General features: G+C 72.8%; 14 protein-coding genes. 6 read left to right on the forward strand and 8 right to left on the reverse strand.

Annotated elements, in window-relative coordinates; all coding sequences use genetic code 11:
• Positions 1-91: 91 nt before the first annotated feature.
• The 3 genes from ABZY20_RS24685 to ABZY20_RS24695 are packed head-to-tail and all read left to right on the forward strand — an operon-like array spanning position 92 to position 2,197.
• Entirely contained in the window at positions 92-1,090 is a 999-nt protein-coding gene (locus tag ABZY20_RS24685) for a DUF6397 family protein (RefSeq protein WP_356443724.1), read from the forward strand.
• Positions 1,087-1,401, forward strand: coding sequence for a VOC family protein (locus tag ABZY20_RS24690; protein ID WP_356443726.1), 315 nt, complete (start codon positions 1,087-1,089; stop codon positions 1,399-1,401). Before ABZY20_RS24685 ends, ABZY20_RS24690 begins: the two co-directional genes overlap by 4 nt.
• 10 nt (positions 1,402-1,411) lie before the next feature.
• The gene (locus tag ABZY20_RS24695; RefSeq protein WP_356443728.1) at positions 1,412-2,197 is read left to right on the forward strand and encodes a DNA-formamidopyrimidine glycosylase family protein; all 786 of its coding nucleotides are present in this window, start codon (positions 1,412-1,414) and stop codon (positions 2,195-2,197) included.
• Between the two features lie 27 nt (positions 2,198-2,224).
• Here ABZY20_RS24695 and ABZY20_RS24700 read toward each other — a convergent pair whose 3' ends face one another.
• From ABZY20_RS24700 to ABZY20_RS24710, 3 genes are all read right to left on the reverse strand, one after another.
• On the reverse strand, positions 2,225-3,121 hold the full coding sequence (locus ABZY20_RS24700; RefSeq protein WP_356443871.1) for a DMT family transporter: 897 nt from the start codon (positions 3,119-3,121) through the stop codon (positions 2,225-2,227).
• 210 nt (positions 3,122-3,331) lie between these two features.
• Entirely contained in the window at positions 3,332-4,204 is an 873-nt protein-coding gene (locus ABZY20_RS24705; protein WP_356443730.1) for an acyl-CoA thioesterase II, read from the reverse strand.
• 37 nt (positions 4,205-4,241) lie between these two features.
• Entirely contained in the window at positions 4,242-6,755 is a 2,514-nt protein-coding gene (locus tag ABZY20_RS24710; RefSeq protein ID WP_356443732.1) for a DUF3516 domain-containing protein, read from the reverse strand.
• Positions 6,756-6,901: 146 nt separating this feature from the next.
• Here ABZY20_RS24710 and ABZY20_RS24715 point away from each other — a divergent pair, with 146 nt between their 5' ends.
• Positions 6,902-7,696 (forward strand): metal-dependent hydrolase, encoded by a 795-nt coding sequence (locus ABZY20_RS24715; protein ID WP_356443734.1) that lies wholly within the window; start codon positions 6,902-6,904, stop codon positions 7,694-7,696.
• Between the two features lie 195 nt (positions 7,697-7,891).
• Here the strand turns inward: ABZY20_RS24715 and ABZY20_RS24720 are convergent, their stop codons facing one another.
• The 4 genes from ABZY20_RS24720 to ABZY20_RS24735 form a co-directional block, all read right to left on the reverse strand.
• Positions 7,892-8,137 (reverse strand): type B 50S ribosomal protein L31, encoded by a 246-nt coding sequence (locus ABZY20_RS24720; protein WP_311682041.1) that lies wholly within the window; start codon positions 8,135-8,137, stop codon positions 7,892-7,894.
• A gap of 35 nt (positions 8,138-8,172) precedes the next feature.
• Entirely contained in the window at positions 8,173-8,643 is a 471-nt protein-coding gene (locus ABZY20_RS24725; protein WP_356443736.1) for a DUF5709 domain-containing protein, read from the reverse strand.
• 356 nt (positions 8,644-8,999) lie between these two features.
• Positions 9,000-10,781: an ABC transporter ATP-binding protein gene (locus ABZY20_RS24730; protein WP_356443738.1), complete on the reverse strand. Its 1,782-nt coding sequence runs from the start codon at positions 10,779-10,781 to the stop codon at positions 9,000-9,002.
• Entirely contained in the window at positions 10,778-12,613 is a 1,836-nt protein-coding gene (locus ABZY20_RS24735) for an ABC transporter ATP-binding protein (RefSeq protein ID WP_356443739.1), read from the reverse strand. Before ABZY20_RS24735 ends, ABZY20_RS24730 begins: the two co-directional genes overlap by 4 nt.
• Before the next feature lie 264 nt (positions 12,614-12,877).
• Between ABZY20_RS24735 and ABZY20_RS24740 the strand changes: the two genes are divergently transcribed.
• Complete coding sequence (locus ABZY20_RS24740) at positions 12,878-14,551, forward strand: peptide-N4-asparagine amidase (protein WP_356443741.1); 1,674 nt, start codon at positions 12,878-12,880, stop codon at positions 14,549-14,551.
• Positions 14,552-14,654: 103 nt separating this feature from the next.
• On the opposite strand, the gene ABZY20_RS24745 is transcribed toward ABZY20_RS24740, so the two are convergent.
• Complete coding sequence (locus ABZY20_RS24745; RefSeq protein ID WP_356443743.1) at positions 14,655-15,104, reverse strand: MarR family transcriptional regulator; 450 nt, start codon at positions 15,102-15,104, stop codon at positions 14,655-14,657.
• A 104-nt stretch (positions 15,105-15,208) separates the two neighbouring features.
• On the opposite strand from ABZY20_RS24745, the gene ABZY20_RS24750 reads away from it, so the two are divergent.
• Entirely contained in the window at positions 15,209-17,011 is a 1,803-nt protein-coding gene (locus ABZY20_RS24750; RefSeq protein ID WP_356443745.1) for an ABC transporter ATP-binding protein, read from the forward strand.
• The last annotated feature ends 21 nt before the right edge of the window (positions 17,012-17,032 follow it).

The raw sequence follows: 17,032 nt of genomic DNA on the forward strand, positions 1-17,032 counted from the left end.
GAGTGCGGCGAGTGTGCCGCGACCGCACGCGGCGATCGAATGTGGCGACCGCAAGCGGCGTGAGCCGCTGACTCCACGGGGGAGACCGACCATGTCACACACCATCGCGCAAACAGGCCACCGCACCTGCGCCCTCAGCCGGGCAGCCCGCGAACTCGACCTCAAGCGAAGTGAGTTCGACCTCGCGGTGCACCTGGGGCTCCTCCGGACCGTCCCCGACGAAGGAGGCGGAGGCCGACGCGTCGCCCGGACCGAGATCGACCGGCTGCGCTCCGAGGACGCCTTCCCCGACGGCCTGCGCGAACGCGTCAGGACCGCCGGCACCAAAGAAGGCGCCGAGCTCATGGACGTGTCACCCGCGAGGTTCACGAACCTTGCCCGATTCGGTCTGCTCGTGCCCGTCCGCTTCTATCTCAACCGCTACCGAACCGTCGTCTGGCTGTATCTGGCGGACGAACTGCGGCAGTTCGCCGCGGAGGAGAGCAACGCCCGGCTGCTGACCGGCCGCACGCCCGCCGAGATCAGGGAGGGCTTGGAGGCCGGCCTGGACCGGCGGCCCCGCAACTGGCGCGGACGCCACATCGGACTCCTGCGGCGGCTGGCGGCAGACGACCCCTGGGCCCATGCCGCGGCCGTCGCCTGCCTCCTCGACCCCGCCGACGTGGCGGACGTCGTCGAAGACCCCTACGAGCGCGCCCACCTGCTCCGCTGCCGCCCTCGGCTGCCGTCCCACGGCGCCCCCGGCTCACCGGCCGCCGAGCTGGCCGGAGAACTCATGACCGCGAGCGAGCCGGACGAGGTGGCCTGGTTCCGCGCGGACCTGGCGCACACGACGGAGGCGGCGCGCAGGTGCCGCCCGGCACCACGCCCGGCACCGGGCCTGGCACCGAGGCCGACCCCAGCGGCCCTGCCTACCTCAACCCCAACCCTGACCCCAGCGACCCACCCGACCCCAATCCCAACCCCAGCGACCCTCCCGCCCCCAACCTCAACCGCAGCGCCGGCCCCTGCACCACCGTCCCCCTCGACGCCGGAGCCTCCACGCGTCCTGGGCTGGTTGCGCCGCAGAGGGAGGCGACCCGCCGGATGACCGCGCGGCGGGTGCGACTCGGCGATGACCTCTCGTTCCCACGCTGTGCGTCTCCGGATGCGCCCCTGTCCGCCTTGCGAGGAGACTGGCCCCAGGAGGCAATCATGTTCGGTTCCACCAAGGCGTTCAGCGGCTTCTCCGTGGACGACATCGAGGCAGCCGTCGACGAGCTGGGTCGCAGAGGCGTCCGGTTCGAGCGCTACGGGCATTTCGAGACGGACGACAAGGGGATCTTCCGCGGTGGCGGCCCGCTGACCGCCTGGTTCACCGATCCCGCCGGGAACGTGCTCTCCGTGCTCCAGGAGTCCTGACGGGCCGGGCATGCCCGAGCTACCGGACGTCGAGGGCTTCCGGCGGGTGCTCGAGTCCTGCGCGAGGGGCCGGGTCATCCGACGTGTCGACGTGCGCGACCCCGGAGTCCTGCACGGGGTCGATGCCCGGGGGCTGCGGGACGCGCTGGAGGGGCGGCGGTTCGGCACGCCGGAGCGGCGCGGCAAGTGGCTCCTCGCCCGGACCGGCGGCCCGACGCTCGCGCTGCACTTCGGGATGACCGGTCGCCTCGTGTGCGGGCGGGCCGACGACGCCGTGGAGCCGCATGACCGCGTGCTGTTCACGCTGGGCGCCGGTCGTCAGCTGCGCTTCCGGGACCAGCGCAAGCTGCAGGGGCTCTGGCTGGTCCACGACGAGTCGGGGCTGGACCGGCTGCTCCGTAAGCAGGGCCCGGACGCGCTGTCGGTGGACCGGGCGGAGTTCGAGGCCGTGCTGTCGTCGCGTCGCGGACGGCTCAAGGGCGCGCTCACCGACCAGTCGGTCGTCGCCGGCCTGGGCAATCTGCTCGCGGACGAGATCCTGTGGCGGGCCCGGCTGCGCCCCGACCGGTCGGCGCGGGACCTGGGCGAAGCCGAGCGCCGCCGTCTGTACCGGGAAATGAGGGGCACCCTGCGGTCGTCGGTCACCGCCGGCTGCGTCCCGCCGCGTGACTCCTGGCTCACCGGTCACCGCGACGACCGGGAGCCGCGCTGCCCGCGCTGCGGCACGGGCCTGCGCCGCTCCCGGATGGCGGGCCGCGGCACGGTCTGGTGCCCGCGGTGCCAGCCGGACGGCTGATCCCGCCGACCGGTCAGCCGCTGTCGCTCAGGGCGCCTCGGCCGGCTGACGTTCTCCGTCCGGCGCCACGAGCGACTGCGCGAGGGGGATACGCGCCAGGGCGAAGACCCCGGCGGTGATCAGCGCGACTCCCAGCAGTTGCGGCACCAGCCACCAGCCGGTGCGGATCGTCTCCTCGTAGAGGAGGATCCCCAGGGCGAAGCTCACCAGCGCGTCGCCGAGGGTGAGGGCCGGCTGGGAGGCGACGAGGGGACCTCCCTGCAGGGCGTTCTCCAGCAGGAACAGTGCGCACAAGCCGGTCGCGGCGAACGCGTACGTCTGCCAGGTGGTGAGGAAGGCGACGATTCCCTCGTCGTCGAGGATGTGGGTGGCGGCCTTCATCAGAGCGGCGGTCACCGCGTAGAGGATGGCCGTCGCGGTCCCCAGGCAGGCCGCCCGGGCGCGGCCCTCCGGGCGTTTGAGGGCGGCCAGGGAGAGACCGGCGACGGCGCCCCCGCACGCGGCGAGTGCGGGGATCCAGCGGTCCAGGTCCACATGGGTGCGGTTGCCGGCGGGCGCGGCGGCCGCGAGGGCGACCACCAGTCCGACCACGACCGCCGTCACGGCCAGCCAGCCCGAGGCCGGCAGGTACCGGTGCATCACGAGGGAGGCGATGATGAGGGCCAGCGGAAGCTCCAGCACGAACAGCGGCTGCACGATCGTCAGCGGACCGGTCGCCAGCGCCACCGCCTGGCAGACGGCGGCGCCGATCACCGCGAGGATGCCCGCCAGCCAGACGGGCTGCCGCAGCAGATCGAGCATGAGCCCTACCCGGAACCCCTGGGAGCTCGGCACGGTCAGCGCCGCCTTGCGCTGCAGCACCGTCGCGACGGCGTTGCCGAGGGCCGCGCAGACGGCGAGGACGATGGGGAGCACGGTGTGCAGCGTGGCCACCTCCCTGATCCGCGGGCGCGCGATACCGGCTGTGCCTCCTTCTGCCATGGTCAGCGGATCGGGGAGTGCGCGCGATCCGGGAGCCGGACGGGCAGGGCCGCCGCAGAGCGTCTGCGGTCGGGCTCGGGTCGGGGTCGCTGTGGGGCGTCTGCCGTCGGGCCCGGGGTCGAGGCCGCCGGAGGGCTCCTGCCGCAGGCCAGGTCAGCCCAGCTTCCGGAAGAGTCCCTCCTGCACGACCGACACGACCAGCCGGCCCTCCCGGTCGTAGATCCGGCCGCGTGCCAGGCCCCGGCCGCCGACCGCGATGGGCGACTCCTGGTCGTACAGCAGCCAGTCGTCGGCGCGGAACGGGCGGTGGAACCACATGGCGTGGTCCAGGGACGCCATGTCGAAGCCGCGCGGACCCCACAGCGGCTCGACCGGGATGCGGACGGCGTCCAGCAGCGTCATGTCGCTGGCGTAGGTGAGGGCGCAGGTGTGGACGAGCGGGTCGTCGCCGAGCGGCCCGACCGCACGCATCCACACGGCGCTGCGCGGTTCGGCGTTCCGGGCCTCCTCGGTGGTCCAGCGCAGCCGGTCCACATAGCGGATGTCGAAGGGCTGGCGGCGGGCCATCCGCTCCAGCTGCTCGGGGAGAGTGCCCAGGTGCTCCCGGATCTCGTCGGTGACCGTGGGCAGCGACTCCGGGTCGGGGACCGTGCGGGCGGGCGGCAGCTGGTGCTCGAAGCTGCCCTGTTCAGGCTTGTGGAAGGAGGCGGTGAGGTTGAAGATCGTGCGGCCCTGCTGCACGGCCGTGACCCGCCGGGTGGTGAAGGAGCGCCCGTCGCGCACCCGCTCCACCTGGTACACGATCGGCACACCGGGGATGCCCGGGCGCAGGAAGTACGCGTGCAGCGAGTGCACGGGCCGGTCGCCCTCCGTGGTGCGGCCGGCGGCGACCAGGGCCTGGCCCGCGACCTGCCCGCCGAAGACCCGCTGCAGGGACTCCTGGGGGCTGCGCCCGCGGAAGATGTTGACCTCGATCTGCTCCAGGTCGAGCAGGTCGACGAGCCTCTCGGCCGGGTTGGTCGTCATGGGTGGGATTCTCCTGTGCTCGCTGCTGCCCGGCCGGTCACAGCTGGCCGACGTCGGTGACGCGGACGATCGCGCGGCCCTCCGCGTCCGAGGCGGTGAGGTCGACCTCCGCGCTGATGCCCCAGTCGTGGTCGCCGTTCGGGTCGTGGAAGATCTGCCGGACCCGCCACAGGCCGTTCTGCGGCTCCTCCTCGATGAGCAGCAGCTTGGGGCCGCGGGCGTCGGGGCCGGTGCCGAGGTCGTCGTACTCGTCCCAGTACTTGTCCATCGCCTCGCCCCACGCCTCGGCGTCCCAGCCGGAATCCGCGTCCATCTCGCCCAGCTCCTCCACCTGGTCGAGGGCGGCCAGTTCGACGCGGCGGAACATGGCGTTGCGGACCAGGACGCGGAAGGCGCGCGCGTTGGCGGTGACCGGCTTGACCTCGTCGGCCTTCTCCTGGGCCTCCTCGGCGGTCATCTCCTCCGGGTTGGCCAGTTGCTCCCACTCGTCCAGCAGGCTGGAGTCGACCTGGCGCACCATCTCACCGAGCCACTCGATCAGGTCCTGCAGGTCCTCGGACTTCAGGTCGTCCGGGACGGTGTGGTCGAGGGCCTTGTAGGCGCTGGCCAGATAGCGCAGCACGATGCCCTCGGTGCGGGCCAGCTCGTAGTGGGACACCAACTCGGTGAAGGACAGCGCCCGTTCGTACATGTCGCGGATGACCGACTTCGGCGACAGCGGATGGTCGCCGACCCAGGGGTGGCTCTTGCGGTACGTGTTGTACGCGTGGAAGAGCAGCTCCTCCAAGGGCTTCGGGTACGTGATGTCCTGGAGGCGCTCCATGCGCTCCTCGTACTCGACGCCGTCCGCCTTCATCTGGGCCACGGCCTCGCCGCGCGCCTTGTTCTGCTGGGCGGCGAGGATCTGCCGGGGATCGTCCAGGGTCGACTCGACGACGGACACCATGTCGAGCGCGTAGGACGGCGATTCGGGGTCGAGCAGCTCGAACGCGGCGAGCGCGAACGTGGACAGCGGCTGGTTGAGCGCGAAGTCCTGCTGGAGGTCGACCGTGAGGCGGACGATGCGGCCGGTGGCGTCCGGCTCGTCCAGCTTCTCGACGATGCCGCCGTCCAGCAGCGAGCGGTAGATGGCGATGGCCCGGCGGATGTGCCGCAGCTGCTGCTTGCGCGGCTCGTGGTTGTCCTCCAGCAGCCGGCGCATCGCCTCGAAGGCGTTGCCGGGGCGGGCGATCACCGACAGCAGCATCGTGTGCGTCACCCGGAACCGGGAGGTCAGCGGCTCCGGCTCGGAGCCGATGAGCTTCTCGAAGGTCTGCTCCGACCAGGCGACGAAGCCCTCGGGGGCCTTCTTGCGGACGACCTTGCGGCGCTTCTTCGGGTCGTCGCCCGCCTTGGCGAGTGCCTTCTCGTTCTCGACGACGTGCTCGGGCGCCTGCGCGACGACGAACCCCTCCGTGTCGTAGCCGGCCCGCCCGGCACGGCCCGCGATCTGGTGGAACTCGCGGGCCCGCAGGGTGCGCACCCGGGTGCCGTCGTACTTGGTGAGCGCCGTGAACAGCACCGTGCGGATGGGGACGTTGACGCCGACGCCGAGCGTGTCGGTGCCGCAGATGACCTTCAGCAGACCGGCCTGGGCGAGCTTCTCCACCAGGCGCCGGTACTTGGGCAGCATGCCGGCGTGGTGGACGCCGATGCCGTGCCGCACGTAACGGGAGAGGTTGCGGCCGAACTTGGTGGTGAAGCGGAAGTTGCCGATCAGCTCGGCGATCTGCTCCTTCTCCTCCTTGGAGCACATGTTGATGCTCATCAGCGCCTGCGCCCGCTCCACGGCCTGGGCCTGCGTGAAGTGCACGATGTAGACGGGCGCCTGCCGGGCCTGGAGCAGGTCGGTCAGCGTCTCCGTGAGCGGCGTGTAGCGGTACTCGTAGGAGAGGGGCACCGGGCGGGTCGCCGAGCGGACCACCGCGGTCGGGCGGCCGGTGCGGCGGGTGAGGTCCTTCTCGAAGAACGAGACGTCACCGAGCGTCGCCGACATCAGCACGAACTGGGCCTGCGGCAACTCCAGGATCGGGATCTGCCAGGCCCAGCCGCGGTCGCCCTCGGCGTAGAAGTGGAACTCGTCCATGACGACCTGGCCGACGTCCGCGTCCTTGCCGTCGCGCAGCGCGATCGACGCGAGGACCTCGGCGGTGCAGCAGATCACGGGCGCGTCCGCGTTGACCGAGGCGTCGCCGGTGAGCATGCCGACGTTCTCCGTGCCGAAGATCTTGCACAGTTCGAAGAACTTCTCCGACACCAGCGCCTTGATGGGAGCCGTGTAGAAGGTGACCTCGTCCCGGGCGAGGGCGGCGAAGTGCGCGCCGGCCGCGATCATGCTCTTGCCGGACCCGGTGGGCGTCGACACGATCACGTTCGCACCGGAGACCACCTCGATCAGCGCCTCCTCCTGGTGGGGGTAGAGCGTGAGACCCCGCTCACCGGCCCACGCCTCGAAGGCTTCGTAGAGGGCGTCGGGGTCGGCGGTCCGCGGCAGCTGATCGATGAGGGTCACGCCCCCATCTTGCCTGGCCGGGTGCCCGATGCGGGAATCGGCTGCCGGACCGAAGATCACGAACGCTACGCTGAGGCGCCGGCGACGCGTCAGCGCACCACGGTCAACTGGACAGCGGCACACGAGGAATGGGGCGGGCAACGGCCATGATGGGACCAGCACACTCACTGTCGGGGGCCGCCGCCTGGCTGGGCGTCGGGGCCGCGGCCGCCGCCGCCGGCCACCCGATGCCCTGGCCCGTCCTCCTCGTCGGCGCGCTGATCTGCGCCGGAGCCGCCCTCGCCCCCGATCTCGACCACAAGGCGGCCACCATCTCCCGGTCCTTCGGGCCGCTGTCGCGCTGGCTGTGCGAGATCGTGGACAAGCTGTCGTACGCCGTCTACAAGGCGACAAAGAAACAGGGCGACCCGCGCCGCTCCGGCGGGCACCGCACGCTCACGCACACCTGGCTGTGGGCGGTGCTGATCGGTGCGGGCACATCGGCCGTCGCGATCAGCAGTGACCGCTGGGGCGTGCTCGCGATCCTCTTCGTGCACCTGGTCCTGGCCATCGAGGGCCTGCTGTGGCGGGCGACCCGCGGCTCCAGCGCCGACGTCCTGGTCTGGCTGCTGGCCGCGACCACCGCGTGGATACTCGTCGGCATCCTCGACCAGCCGGGCAACGGCGCGGACTGGCTGTTCACGGAGCCGGGCCAGGAGTATCTGTGGCTCGGGCTGCCGGTGGTGCTGGGCGCGATCGTGCACGACATCGGGGACGCCCTCACCATCTCGGGCTGCCCGATCCTGTGGCCCATCCCGGTCGGCCGCAAGCGGTGGTACCCGGTCGGGCCGCCCAAGGCCATGCGGTTCCGGGCCGGCAGCTGGGTCGAGCTGAGGGTGCTGATGCCGGCGTTCATGCTGCTCGGCGGGGTGGGCTGCGCGGCGGCGCTCAACTTCATATGAGTGCCGCGGCGGTGCCGGACGTCATGTGAGCGCCACCGCGGCGCTGGACGTCATGTGAGCGCCGCCGCGGCGCTGGACGTCATGTGAGTGCCGCGGCGGCGCCCGGCGTCCCGTGAGCGCGGACGCACGGAACGGAGCCCGGCCGCCGCCCGCAGGAGGCGGCTGAACGGGGTGGGAAGGGCTGAACGGGGTGGTTCAGCCGCTGCCGTAGCGGCGCTCGAACGCCGCGACCCGGCCCTCCGTGTCCACCGTGCGGGCCTTGCCCGTGTAGAAGGGATGGCTCTCCGAGGAGATCTCCACGTCCACGACCGGGTAGGTCTCGCCGTCGTCCCACTCGATGGTCTGGTCGCTGGTCGCGGTGGACCGGGTCAGGAAGGCGTAGCCGGCGGCGCGGTCGCGGAAGACGACGGGGTGGTAGTCGGGGTGCTTGTCCTGCTGCATGGATGCTCCTCGGACGGCTCGGGTCGGTACTGGGATCAGCCGGGCAGGGTGTCCTCGTCGACGACGTGCACGGCGGCCTCCTCGGCCGACGCGGCGGCGCCGTCGATGCCCACGTCCGTGGCGACCAGCGCGCTCTCCTCGTCCTCGTGCGCGCCCTCGTCGGGTGCGACGAGCCGGCCGGAGCGGGCCGCGCCGACCTCGTTGTCGAGGAGTTCCCCGTCGGTGCCGTCGCAGTCCCCGAGGCCGTCACCGTCCTGGGCGACGGCGTCGGGAAGCTCCTCGGCGAGCCGCTGGTCCAGGGTCTCGCCCCGCTGCCGCTCGGCCGCCGTCACGCCGAGGTGCTCGACGGCCCAGGGCCGCTCGGGAGGGGACCAGCCCCGGTCCAGGGGATCGTCGACGCCGTCGTACTCCAGGGTGTCCTCGGCGTCGAGCACCCCCGTGTCCTCCCTCTGCTCGTCCTGGTCCGGCTGGTAGACGTCGTCTCCCCAGCCGTCGGAGCTGTTCACGGGTACCTCCAGGGGATGGGGAACGGGCCCGTTCGTCATCGGGGCCCGCGCCGGGCCGCCTCCGCACGGAGCACTGGCGCCACCCGTCGCCGAACCGCTGCCGCGGTTCCCGGGCGTTCCCCGAGCCGGTGCCCGCTTCCAGACTTCCACCCGGCCTCGGGACCGCGCAACGCCACGGCCCTGCGCCTTCCGGCCCTGCGCCTTCCGGCCCCCGCGCCCACCGGGCCCGGGGCCACCGGGCCCGGGGCCACCGACACGTGCCCCCCCGGGCCCGGTCCTCACCCGTCCCCCCGGGGCTCGGTCCTCACCCGTCCCCCCGGGGCCCGGTCCTCACCCATCCCCCCGGGGCTCGGTCCTCACCCGTGCCAGGACCGCCACAGCGCCGCGTACGCCCCGTCCGCCGCCACCAGCTCGTCGTGGCTGCCCAGTTCGCTGATCCGCCCGTTCTCGACGACGGCGATGACATCGGCGTCGTGCGCGGTGTGCAGCCGGTGGGCGATGGCGACGACGGTGCGGCCGTCGAGGACCCGGGCCAGGGAGCGCTCCAGGTGGCGGGCGGCCCGCGGGTCCAGCAGGGACGTCGCCTCGTCCAGGACCAGGGTGTGCGGGTCGGCCAGCACCAGGCGGGCCAGCGCGATCTGCTGGGCCTGGGCGGGCGTGAGGGCCAGCCCGCCCGAGCCGACCTCGGTGTCCAGGCCGTCGTCGAGGGCCCGTGCCCAGCCGTCCGCGTCGACCGCGCCCAGCGCCGCCCACAGCTCGGCGTCGCCGGCGCCCGTCCGGGCCAGCCGGAGGTTGTCACGCAGGGAGCCGACGAAGACGTGGTGCTCCTGGTTGACGAGCGCCACGTGCGCGCGGACCCGCTCGGCGGGCATCCGGGACAGCTCGGCGTCGCCCAGCGTGACCCGGCCGTCCCGGGGCGCGTAGATCCCGGCCATCAGCCGCCCCAGCGTGGACTTGCCCGCGCCGGACGGCCCGACCAGGGCCAGCCGGGTACCGGGGGAGACCTCCAGGGACACCTTGCGCAGGACGTCCACGCCCTCCAGATAGCCGAAGTGCACCCGGTCGGCACGCACGTGGCGCCCCTCGGGGGCCACCCCCGGGTCGCCCGCGTCCGGCTCGATGTCCCGGACGCCGACCAGCCGGGCCAGCGACACCTGCGCGACCTGCAGCTCGTCGTACCAGCGCAGGATCAGCCCCACCGGGTCGACGAGCATCTGGGCGATCAGCGCTCCGGTGGTGAGCTGGCCGACGTCGATCCAGCCCCGCAGTGCGAACATCCCGCCGATCAGCAGCACCGAGGCCAGCACGGTCACGTGGGTGACGTTGATGACCGGGAAGAGCACCGACCGCAGCCACAGCGTGTAGCGCTCCCAGGCCGTCCACTCCCGGATCCGCTGCTCCGACAGCGCGACCCGCCGGTCGGCGAGGCGGTGGGCCTCCACGGTGCGCCCCGCGTCCACGGTCTCGGCCAGCGCGGCGGCCACGGCCGCGTACCCGGCGGCCTCGGCCCGGTAGGCGCCCGGCGCCCGCCGGAAGTACCAGCGGCATCCGGCGATCAGCAGCGGCAGGGCGACCAGCACGGCGAGCGCCAGCGGCGGCGCCGTGACGACCAGCCCGCCCATCAGCAGCACGACCCACACCACACCGATCGACAGCTGCGGCACCGCCTCGCGCATGGCGTTGGCCAGCCGGTCGATGTCCGTCGTGATCCGGGACAGCAGGTCGCCGGTCCCAGCCCGTTCCAGCACGCCGGGCGGCAGCCCGACCGACCGGACGAGGAAGTCCTCGCGCAGGTCGGCCAGCATCCGCTCACCCAGCATCGCGCCGCGCAGCCGTACCTCGCGGACGAAGACGGCATGGACGGCCAGCGCCGCCAGGAAGAGCCCCGCCGTGAGGCCCAGACGCAGGTCGCGCGCCCCGTCGGTCACCCGCTCCACCAGCGAGCCCAGCAGCCACGGGCCCACCATCGAGGCGAGGACCGCGACCGTGTTGACGGCCACGAGGAGCAGGAACGCCCGGCGGTGCCGGCGCAGCAGTTCGGCCACGTAGGCGCGCACGGTCGCGGGGGCTCCGACGGGCAGGGTGTGCGCCGTCGTCGGTGCCGCCGGGTCGTACGCCGGTGGCGCCACGCCGATCATGCCTTCTCCTCGATCTCTTCCAGTGCCTGCAGCACGTCGTCGTGCACCGCGTCGTGGCGCAGTGCGTCCGTCAGGGCGGCCGAACCGTCCGGCGCGGCCTCGTCGTCCGTCTCGCGTGTGACCACCGCCCGGTAGCGGGGCTCGGCGAGCACCAGCTCGCGGTGGGCGCCGACCGCCACGACCTCGCCGTCGTGCAGGAACACGACCCGGTCGGCGCGGTCCAGCAGCAGTGGGGAGGAGGTGAACACCACGGTCGTGCGCCCCGCGCGCAACTCCCGCACTCCCTGGGCGATACGGGCCTCGGTGTGCGAGTCGACGGCCGAGGTCGGCTCGTCCAGGACCAGCACCCGGGGGTCCGTGAGCAGCGACCGGGCCAGCGCGAGCCGCTGGCGCTGGCCGCCGGACAGGGACCGGCCGCGCTCGGTGATCCGCGCGTCCATGGCGTCGGCGGCGCCCAGCGAACCCTGCACCAGCGCCGCCAGCACGTCGTCGCACTGCGCGGCGGCCAGCGCGGCCCGGGGCTCGACGGCGCCGGAGGCGGGTACGTCGAGCAACTCGCGCAGCGTGCCCGAGAGCAGGACCGGGTCCTTGTCCTGGACCAGGACGGCCGTACGGGCGCTGTCCAGAGGCAGTTCGTCGAGCGGCACCCCGCCCAGCAGGACCGGGGCGCCCCCTTGCGCGGGGTGCCCGCCCAGCCGTTCGGCCAGCCGGCCCGCCGCGTCCGGGTCGCCGCACACCACGGCGGTCAGCAGCCCCGCGCTCGCGAGCAGCCCCGTCTCCGGGTCGTACAGGTCCCCCGAGGGCAGGGCGTCCGGGCGCGTTCCGGCGGTGTCCGTGGCCCGCTCCAGCGCCAGCACCCCCGCGGCCCGTGTCGCGGAGGGCCGGGAGAAGGAGTACGCCATCGCGATCTCCTCGAAGTGCCGCAGCGGATACGTCAGCACCATGATCGAGCTGTAGACGGTGACCAGTTCGCCGACGGTGATCCGGCCCTCCCGGGCCAGCCCCACCCCGTGCCAGACGACGGCGATGAGCAGCAACCCGGGCAGCAGCACCTGGATCGCCGAGATCAGCGACCACATCCGGGCGCTGCGCACGGCCGCGTGGCGGACCTCCTGGGAGGCGCGGCGGTAGCGGTCGAGGAACAGCTCCTCACCGCCGATGCCGCGCAGCACGCGCAGGCCCGCGACGGTGTCCGAAGCGAGTTCGGTGGCGCGTCCGGCCTTCTCGCGCTGGGTGTCGGCACGGCGCGTGGCACGGGGCAGCAGGGGCAGCACGGCGAGCGCCAGCACGGGCAGGCCCACGGCGACGACCACGCCGAGCGCCGGCTGGTAGACGAGCAGCCCGGCGCAGACCAGTACGACGGTCAACAGGGCCGCGGTGAACCGCGACAGCGCCTCCACGAACCAGCCGATCTTCTCGACGTCGCCGGTGGAGACCGCGACCACTTCCCCCGCCGCCACGCGCCGGGTCAGCGCCGAGCCAAGGCGGGCCGCCTTGCGGGCGAGGAGCTGCTGGACGCGGGCGGCGGCCGTGATCCAGTTGGTGACGGCGGTGCGGTGCAGGAAGGTGTCTCCGATCGCGCTGCCCGCACCGGCCAGCGCCAGCAGCCCGCCCGCGAGGGCGAGTCGCGACTCGGAGCGGTCGACGACGGCCTGCACGGCGGCACCGACACAGAACGGCAGCGCGGCGACGGACGTGAAGTGCAGCAGTCCCCAGGCCAGCGCCTTGCACTGGCCGCCCAGCTGGTTCCGGAAGAGCCACCACAGGAAGCGGGGCCCCGAACGCGCGTCCGGCACACCGGGGTCGGGATACGGAAGGTCTTGAATCTGCATGACGTCCCAGTGGCTTGTGTCAGGGAAGGGCAAGGGAAGGGAGCGGAAGGGAAAGGGAGCAGAAGGGGAGGGAAGGCAGGGGAGGGCAGGGCAGAAGGGCGCGGCCGGTGGCAGCAAACCGTGACAGGTTCGCGTCGGCGCGTGGTCGATGGCAAACGGTTTTCCCTCCGGCGGCGGGAATCGGCCGACGGGATCCCGAACGGACGTGTCCGGGTGGGCGGGTGCGCATTGCGGAGACGGCCGGGCCCCCGTAGAACACCGCTCATGAAGAGACGATTAGTCATGTCCATGCTTGCCGGGGCGACCCTCCTGGCGAGCACCCTCCTCGGCACCGGCGCCGCACCGGCGGCCGGAGCCCTCGCGGCCGACGACCCCGCGGTTGACCCCCGTGTGGCCGGAGCCCTCGCGGCTGACGCCCCTCCGGCCGGAGCCCCTGCCTCCGACGTCCCCGCCGAGTTCGGCACCGACTGGCACGACCCGGTCACCGCCGCCCCGCCCGTCGGCAGACCGTCCGGCAGGTCCTGCGAAGTAACCGTCGCCCGGGCGCAGTTCCGCGACTTCACCCCGTACCGGGGCACCTACACGCCGCCCGCCAGCTGCGGCGACCGCTGGAGCAAGGTGGTGCTGCGTCTCGACGGCGCGGTCAAGGGCCGTCAGTACGACCGGCTGGGCTACCTGCACATCGGCGGGGTCGAGATCTTCCGCACGTCGACGCCGCAGCCCTCGCCGGACGGCATCACGTGGTCGGTGGAGAAGGACGTCACGCGCTACAGCGACACCTTCCGCGGCCGCGGGGACGTCGAGATGCTCATCGGCAACGTCGTCGACGACACCTACACGGGCGTGCTCGACGTCAAGGTCACGCTGACGTTCTTCGCGGGCCGCCCGGCCGCCGCCATCCCCGACCGGGTCCTCACCCTCACCGGCGACTCCACGCTCACCACCCCGCGCAACAGCGAGCGGGTCCTCGTTGAGGTGTACGCCACCGGCTCGGGCGGCGGCTGCGAGGAGTACTGGTACCTGACGGTGCCCGCCCCGGCGCCCTACTCCTGCACGGCGGACCGGGGCCCTTACCGCGAGGTGCGGATCCGGGTGGACGGCAGGGTCGCCGGCATCGCGGCGCCGTTCCCGACCGTGTGGACCGGCGGCTGGTCCAACCCGTTCCTCTGGTACGTCGTCCCGGGCCCGCGCGCCTTCGACGTCGCGCCCGTCACCTTCGACCTCACCCCCTTCGCGGGGATCCTCAACGACGGCCGCCCGCACCGCGTCGAGGTCTCGGTCGCCGGCGTCCCCGAGGGGCAGACCGGCTGGAGCACACCGGTCAACGTCCTCGTCTGGCAGGACGAGCACCGCGCGCGGGTGACCGGCAAGCTGACGGTGCACCAGGAGGGCGCGCCGACCGGCTCGTCGGCCCACACGCCCGGCCCGGAACACCGGGTCGACACCGAGGGCGCCCACCGGCTCACGGTCGCCGGATATGTCGACACCTCGCACGGGCGCGTCGGCACCACCGTCCGCCGCTCGCTCAGCCACACCTCGACCCACCGCTGGACCGACGGTGAGACGACCGACGGGCTGGAAGCGCTCTGGAGGGACGACGAGTCGGTGACCACCGGCGACCGCACCACCCGCACCCGCCGGACGTACACGATGGACGGCACGACCACCCTCGGCGCGGGCGACCGGCTGCGCACCGTCCTGACCCTCGGCGACCGCGCCACGACCACCGAACTGCTGGGCGGTCACCGCGTCGCGTGGTCACGGCTCGACGACACCTACACGGGTGACGCCACCTACACGGCGAACGTGCCGCGCGACCAGCGGCACGCGGTCGGAACGAGCAGCGAGCGCTACCGGCTGTACGGCTCGCACGGCTGCCACGACCGCGAGGTGACGACCGAACAGGGGGTGCTCACGCGGGACCGCGTGCGGTGCTGACGAGGTCTGCGGGACGCACGTCGGTGCGTCCCGCAGGGCGCTGTCGGCCGGCCCCCGGAAGCCCTGGCGGCCCGCACGCGCACCGGGGACGGCCCCGCGTGCGTCAGCAGCGCCGCACCGGCGCCCCGTCGATGAGCGTGTCCAGCAACCCCCCGAGCGCCTCGCGCTGATCCGCCGTCAGCGGAGCGAGGATCTCCTCCGCCGCCGACCTGCGGGCCGCCCGCAGCTCGCGCAGCGCCGCCCGTCCGTCGTCGGTGAGCTCGATGCGGATCACCCGCCGGTTGTCCGGGTCCGGGACCCGCCGCACCTTGCCGCTCGCCTCCAGTGCGTCGACCAGTGTCGTCACGGCGCGCGGCACCACCTCCAGGCGCTCGGCCAGATCGGCCATGCGCGGTGGCGAGCCCCAGTGCGCGAGGGTGCGCAGCAGCCGGGACTGGGCCGGGGTGATGCCGAGCTCGCGCTGCTCCAGATGGTGCTTCTGGATGCGGTGCACCCGGCGCGTGAGCCGCAGCAACTGCTCGGCGAGCAGACCGTCGGGGTCGGGCGTGGTCATGCGGGGAACACTATCAGGATGCCGTTCATTGTGAGTATAGGTAACAATGAGCTACGATCCGATCCGCCCGGCCGGTCCCGCCCGTACCGCCCTCGAAGGAGCCCATGCGTCCCGATCACGAAATCCGCTGGACCCCGCCGGACGGCATGCAGGAGCAGCCCCGGCAGGTCCGCCGCATCCTCGGACTCTTCCGTCCCTACCGCGGCCGCCTGGCGGTCGTCGGCCTGCTGGTCGGCGCCTCGTCGCTGGTCTCGGTGGCCACGCCGTTCCTGCTGAAGGAGATCCTCGACGTCGCGATCCCCGAGGGGCGCACCGGGCTGCTCAGCCTGCTCGCCCTCGGCATGATCCTCAGCGCGGTCCTCACCAGCGTCTTCGGCGTCCTGCAGACCTTGATCTCCACGACGGTCGGCCAGCGCGTCATGCACGACCTGCGCACCGCCGTCTACGGCCGGCTGCAGCGCATGTCCCTCGCCTTCTTCACGCGCACGCGCACGGGCGAGGTGCAGTCCCGCATCGCCAACGACATCGGCGGCATGCAGGCCACCGTCACCTCCACCGCGACCTCCCTGGTCTCGAACGTCACCAGCGTGGTCGCCACGATCGCCGCGATGATCGCCCTCGACTGGCGGCTGACCGTCGTCTCGCTGCTGTTGCTGCCGGTCTTCGTGTGGATCAGCCGCCGCGTCGGCGACGAGCGCCGGAAGATCACCACCCGGCGCCAGAAGCAGATGGCCGCCATGGCCGCCACGGTCACCGAGTCGCTCTCCGTCAGCGGCATCCTGCTCGGCCGCACGATGGGCCGCTCCGACTCCCTGACCAAGACCTTCGCCGACGAGTCCGAGGAACTGGTCGACCTGGAGGTGCGCTCCAGCATGGCGGGCCGCTGGCGCATGGCGGTCATCACGATCGTCATGGCCGCGCTGCCCGCCGTCATCTACTGGACCGCGGGCCTCGCCCTCCAACTGGGCGGCCCCCAGGTCTCCATCGGTACGATCGTCGCGTTCGTCTCCCTCCAGCAGGGGCTGTTCCGCCCGGCCGTGAGCCTGCTGTCGACCGGGGTGCAGATCCAGACCTCGCTCGCGCTCTTCCAGCGCATCTTCGAGTACCTCGACCTGCCCGTCGACATCACCGAACGCCCCGACCCGGTCCGCCTCGACCGCGTCAAGGGCGAGATCCGCTTCGAGAACGTCTCCTTCGGCTACGACGCCGAGGGCGCCCCCGTCCTCGACGGCATCGACATCACGGTCCCGGCCGGCGGCAGCCTCGCCCTCGTCGGCCCCACCGGCGCCGGCAAGTCCACGCTGGGCTATCTGGTGCCCCGCCTCTACGACGTCACCGCCGGCCGCGTCACCCTCGACGGCACCGACGTCCGCGACCTCGACTTCGACACGCTGGCCCGGGCGGTCGGCGTCGTCTCGCAGGAGACGTACCTCTTCCACGCCTCGGTCGCCGACAACCTGCGCTTCGCCAAGCCCGACGCCACCGACGAGGAACTGCACCAGGCGGCCAGGGCCGCGCAGATCCACGACCACATCGCGTCCCTGCCCGACGGGTACGACACGGTCGTCGGCGAGCGCGGCCACCGCTTCTCCGGCGGCGAGAAGCAGCGCCTGGCCATCGCCCGCACCATCCTGCGCGACCCGCCCGTCCTCGTCCTGGACGAGGCCACCAGCGCCCTGGACACCCGTACCGAGGCCGCCGTCCAGGCCGCCATCGACGCCCTGTCGGCCGACCGCACCACCATCACCATCGCCCACCGGCTCTCCACCGTCCGGGGCGCCGACCAGATCGTGGTCCTCGACGCCGGACGCGCGGTCGAGCAGGGCACGCACGAGGAACTGCTCGCGCGGAACGGCCGGTACGCGGCGCTCGTACGCCGGGACGCCCAACTGGAACCGACAAGATGAAAATATGCCGGGTTTATGACG

The organism is Streptomyces sp. NPDC006624, from assembly GCF_040611555.1.
Classification (GTDB): domain Bacteria; phylum Actinomycetota; class Actinomycetes; order Streptomycetales; family Streptomycetaceae; genus Streptomyces.

Bases quoted from the DNA above. Each gene is read 5' to 3' on its own strand.
- ABZY20_RS24685 (WP_356443724.1), top strand. From the start codon at position 92: ATGTCACACACCATCGCGCAAACAGGCCACCGCACCTGCGCCCTCAGC.
- ABZY20_RS24690 (WP_356443726.1), top strand. From the start codon at position 1,087: ATGACCGCGCGGCGGGTGCGACTCGGCGATGACCTCTCGTTCCCACGC.
- ABZY20_RS24695 (WP_356443728.1), top strand. From the start codon at position 1,412: ATGCCCGAGCTACCGGACGTCGAGGGCTTCCGGCGGGTGCTCGAGTCC.
- ABZY20_RS24705 (WP_356443730.1), bottom strand. From the start codon at position 4,204: ATGACGACCAACCCGGCCGAGAGGCTCGTCGACCTGCTCGACCTGGAG.
- ABZY20_RS24715 (WP_356443734.1), top strand. From the start codon at position 6,902: ATGATGGGACCAGCACACTCACTGTCGGGGGCCGCCGCCTGGCTGGGC.
- ABZY20_RS24720 (WP_311682041.1), bottom strand. From the start codon at position 8,137: ATGCAGCAGGACAAGCACCCCGACTACCACCCCGTCGTCTTCCGCGAC.
- ABZY20_RS24730 (WP_356443738.1), bottom strand. From the start codon at position 10,781: ATGATCGGCGTGGCGCCACCGGCGTACGACCCGGCGGCACCGACGACG.
- ABZY20_RS24735 (WP_356443739.1), bottom strand. From the start codon at position 12,613: ATGCAGATTCAAGACCTTCCGTATCCCGACCCCGGTGTGCCGGACGCG.
- ABZY20_RS24740 (WP_356443741.1), top strand. From the start codon at position 12,878: ATGAAGAGACGATTAGTCATGTCCATGCTTGCCGGGGCGACCCTCCTG.
- ABZY20_RS24745 (WP_356443743.1), bottom strand. From the start codon at position 15,104: ATGACCACGCCCGACCCCGACGGTCTGCTCGCCGAGCAGTTGCTGCGG.
- ABZY20_RS24750 (WP_356443745.1), top strand. From the start codon at position 15,209: ATGCGTCCCGATCACGAAATCCGCTGGACCCCGCCGGACGGCATGCAG.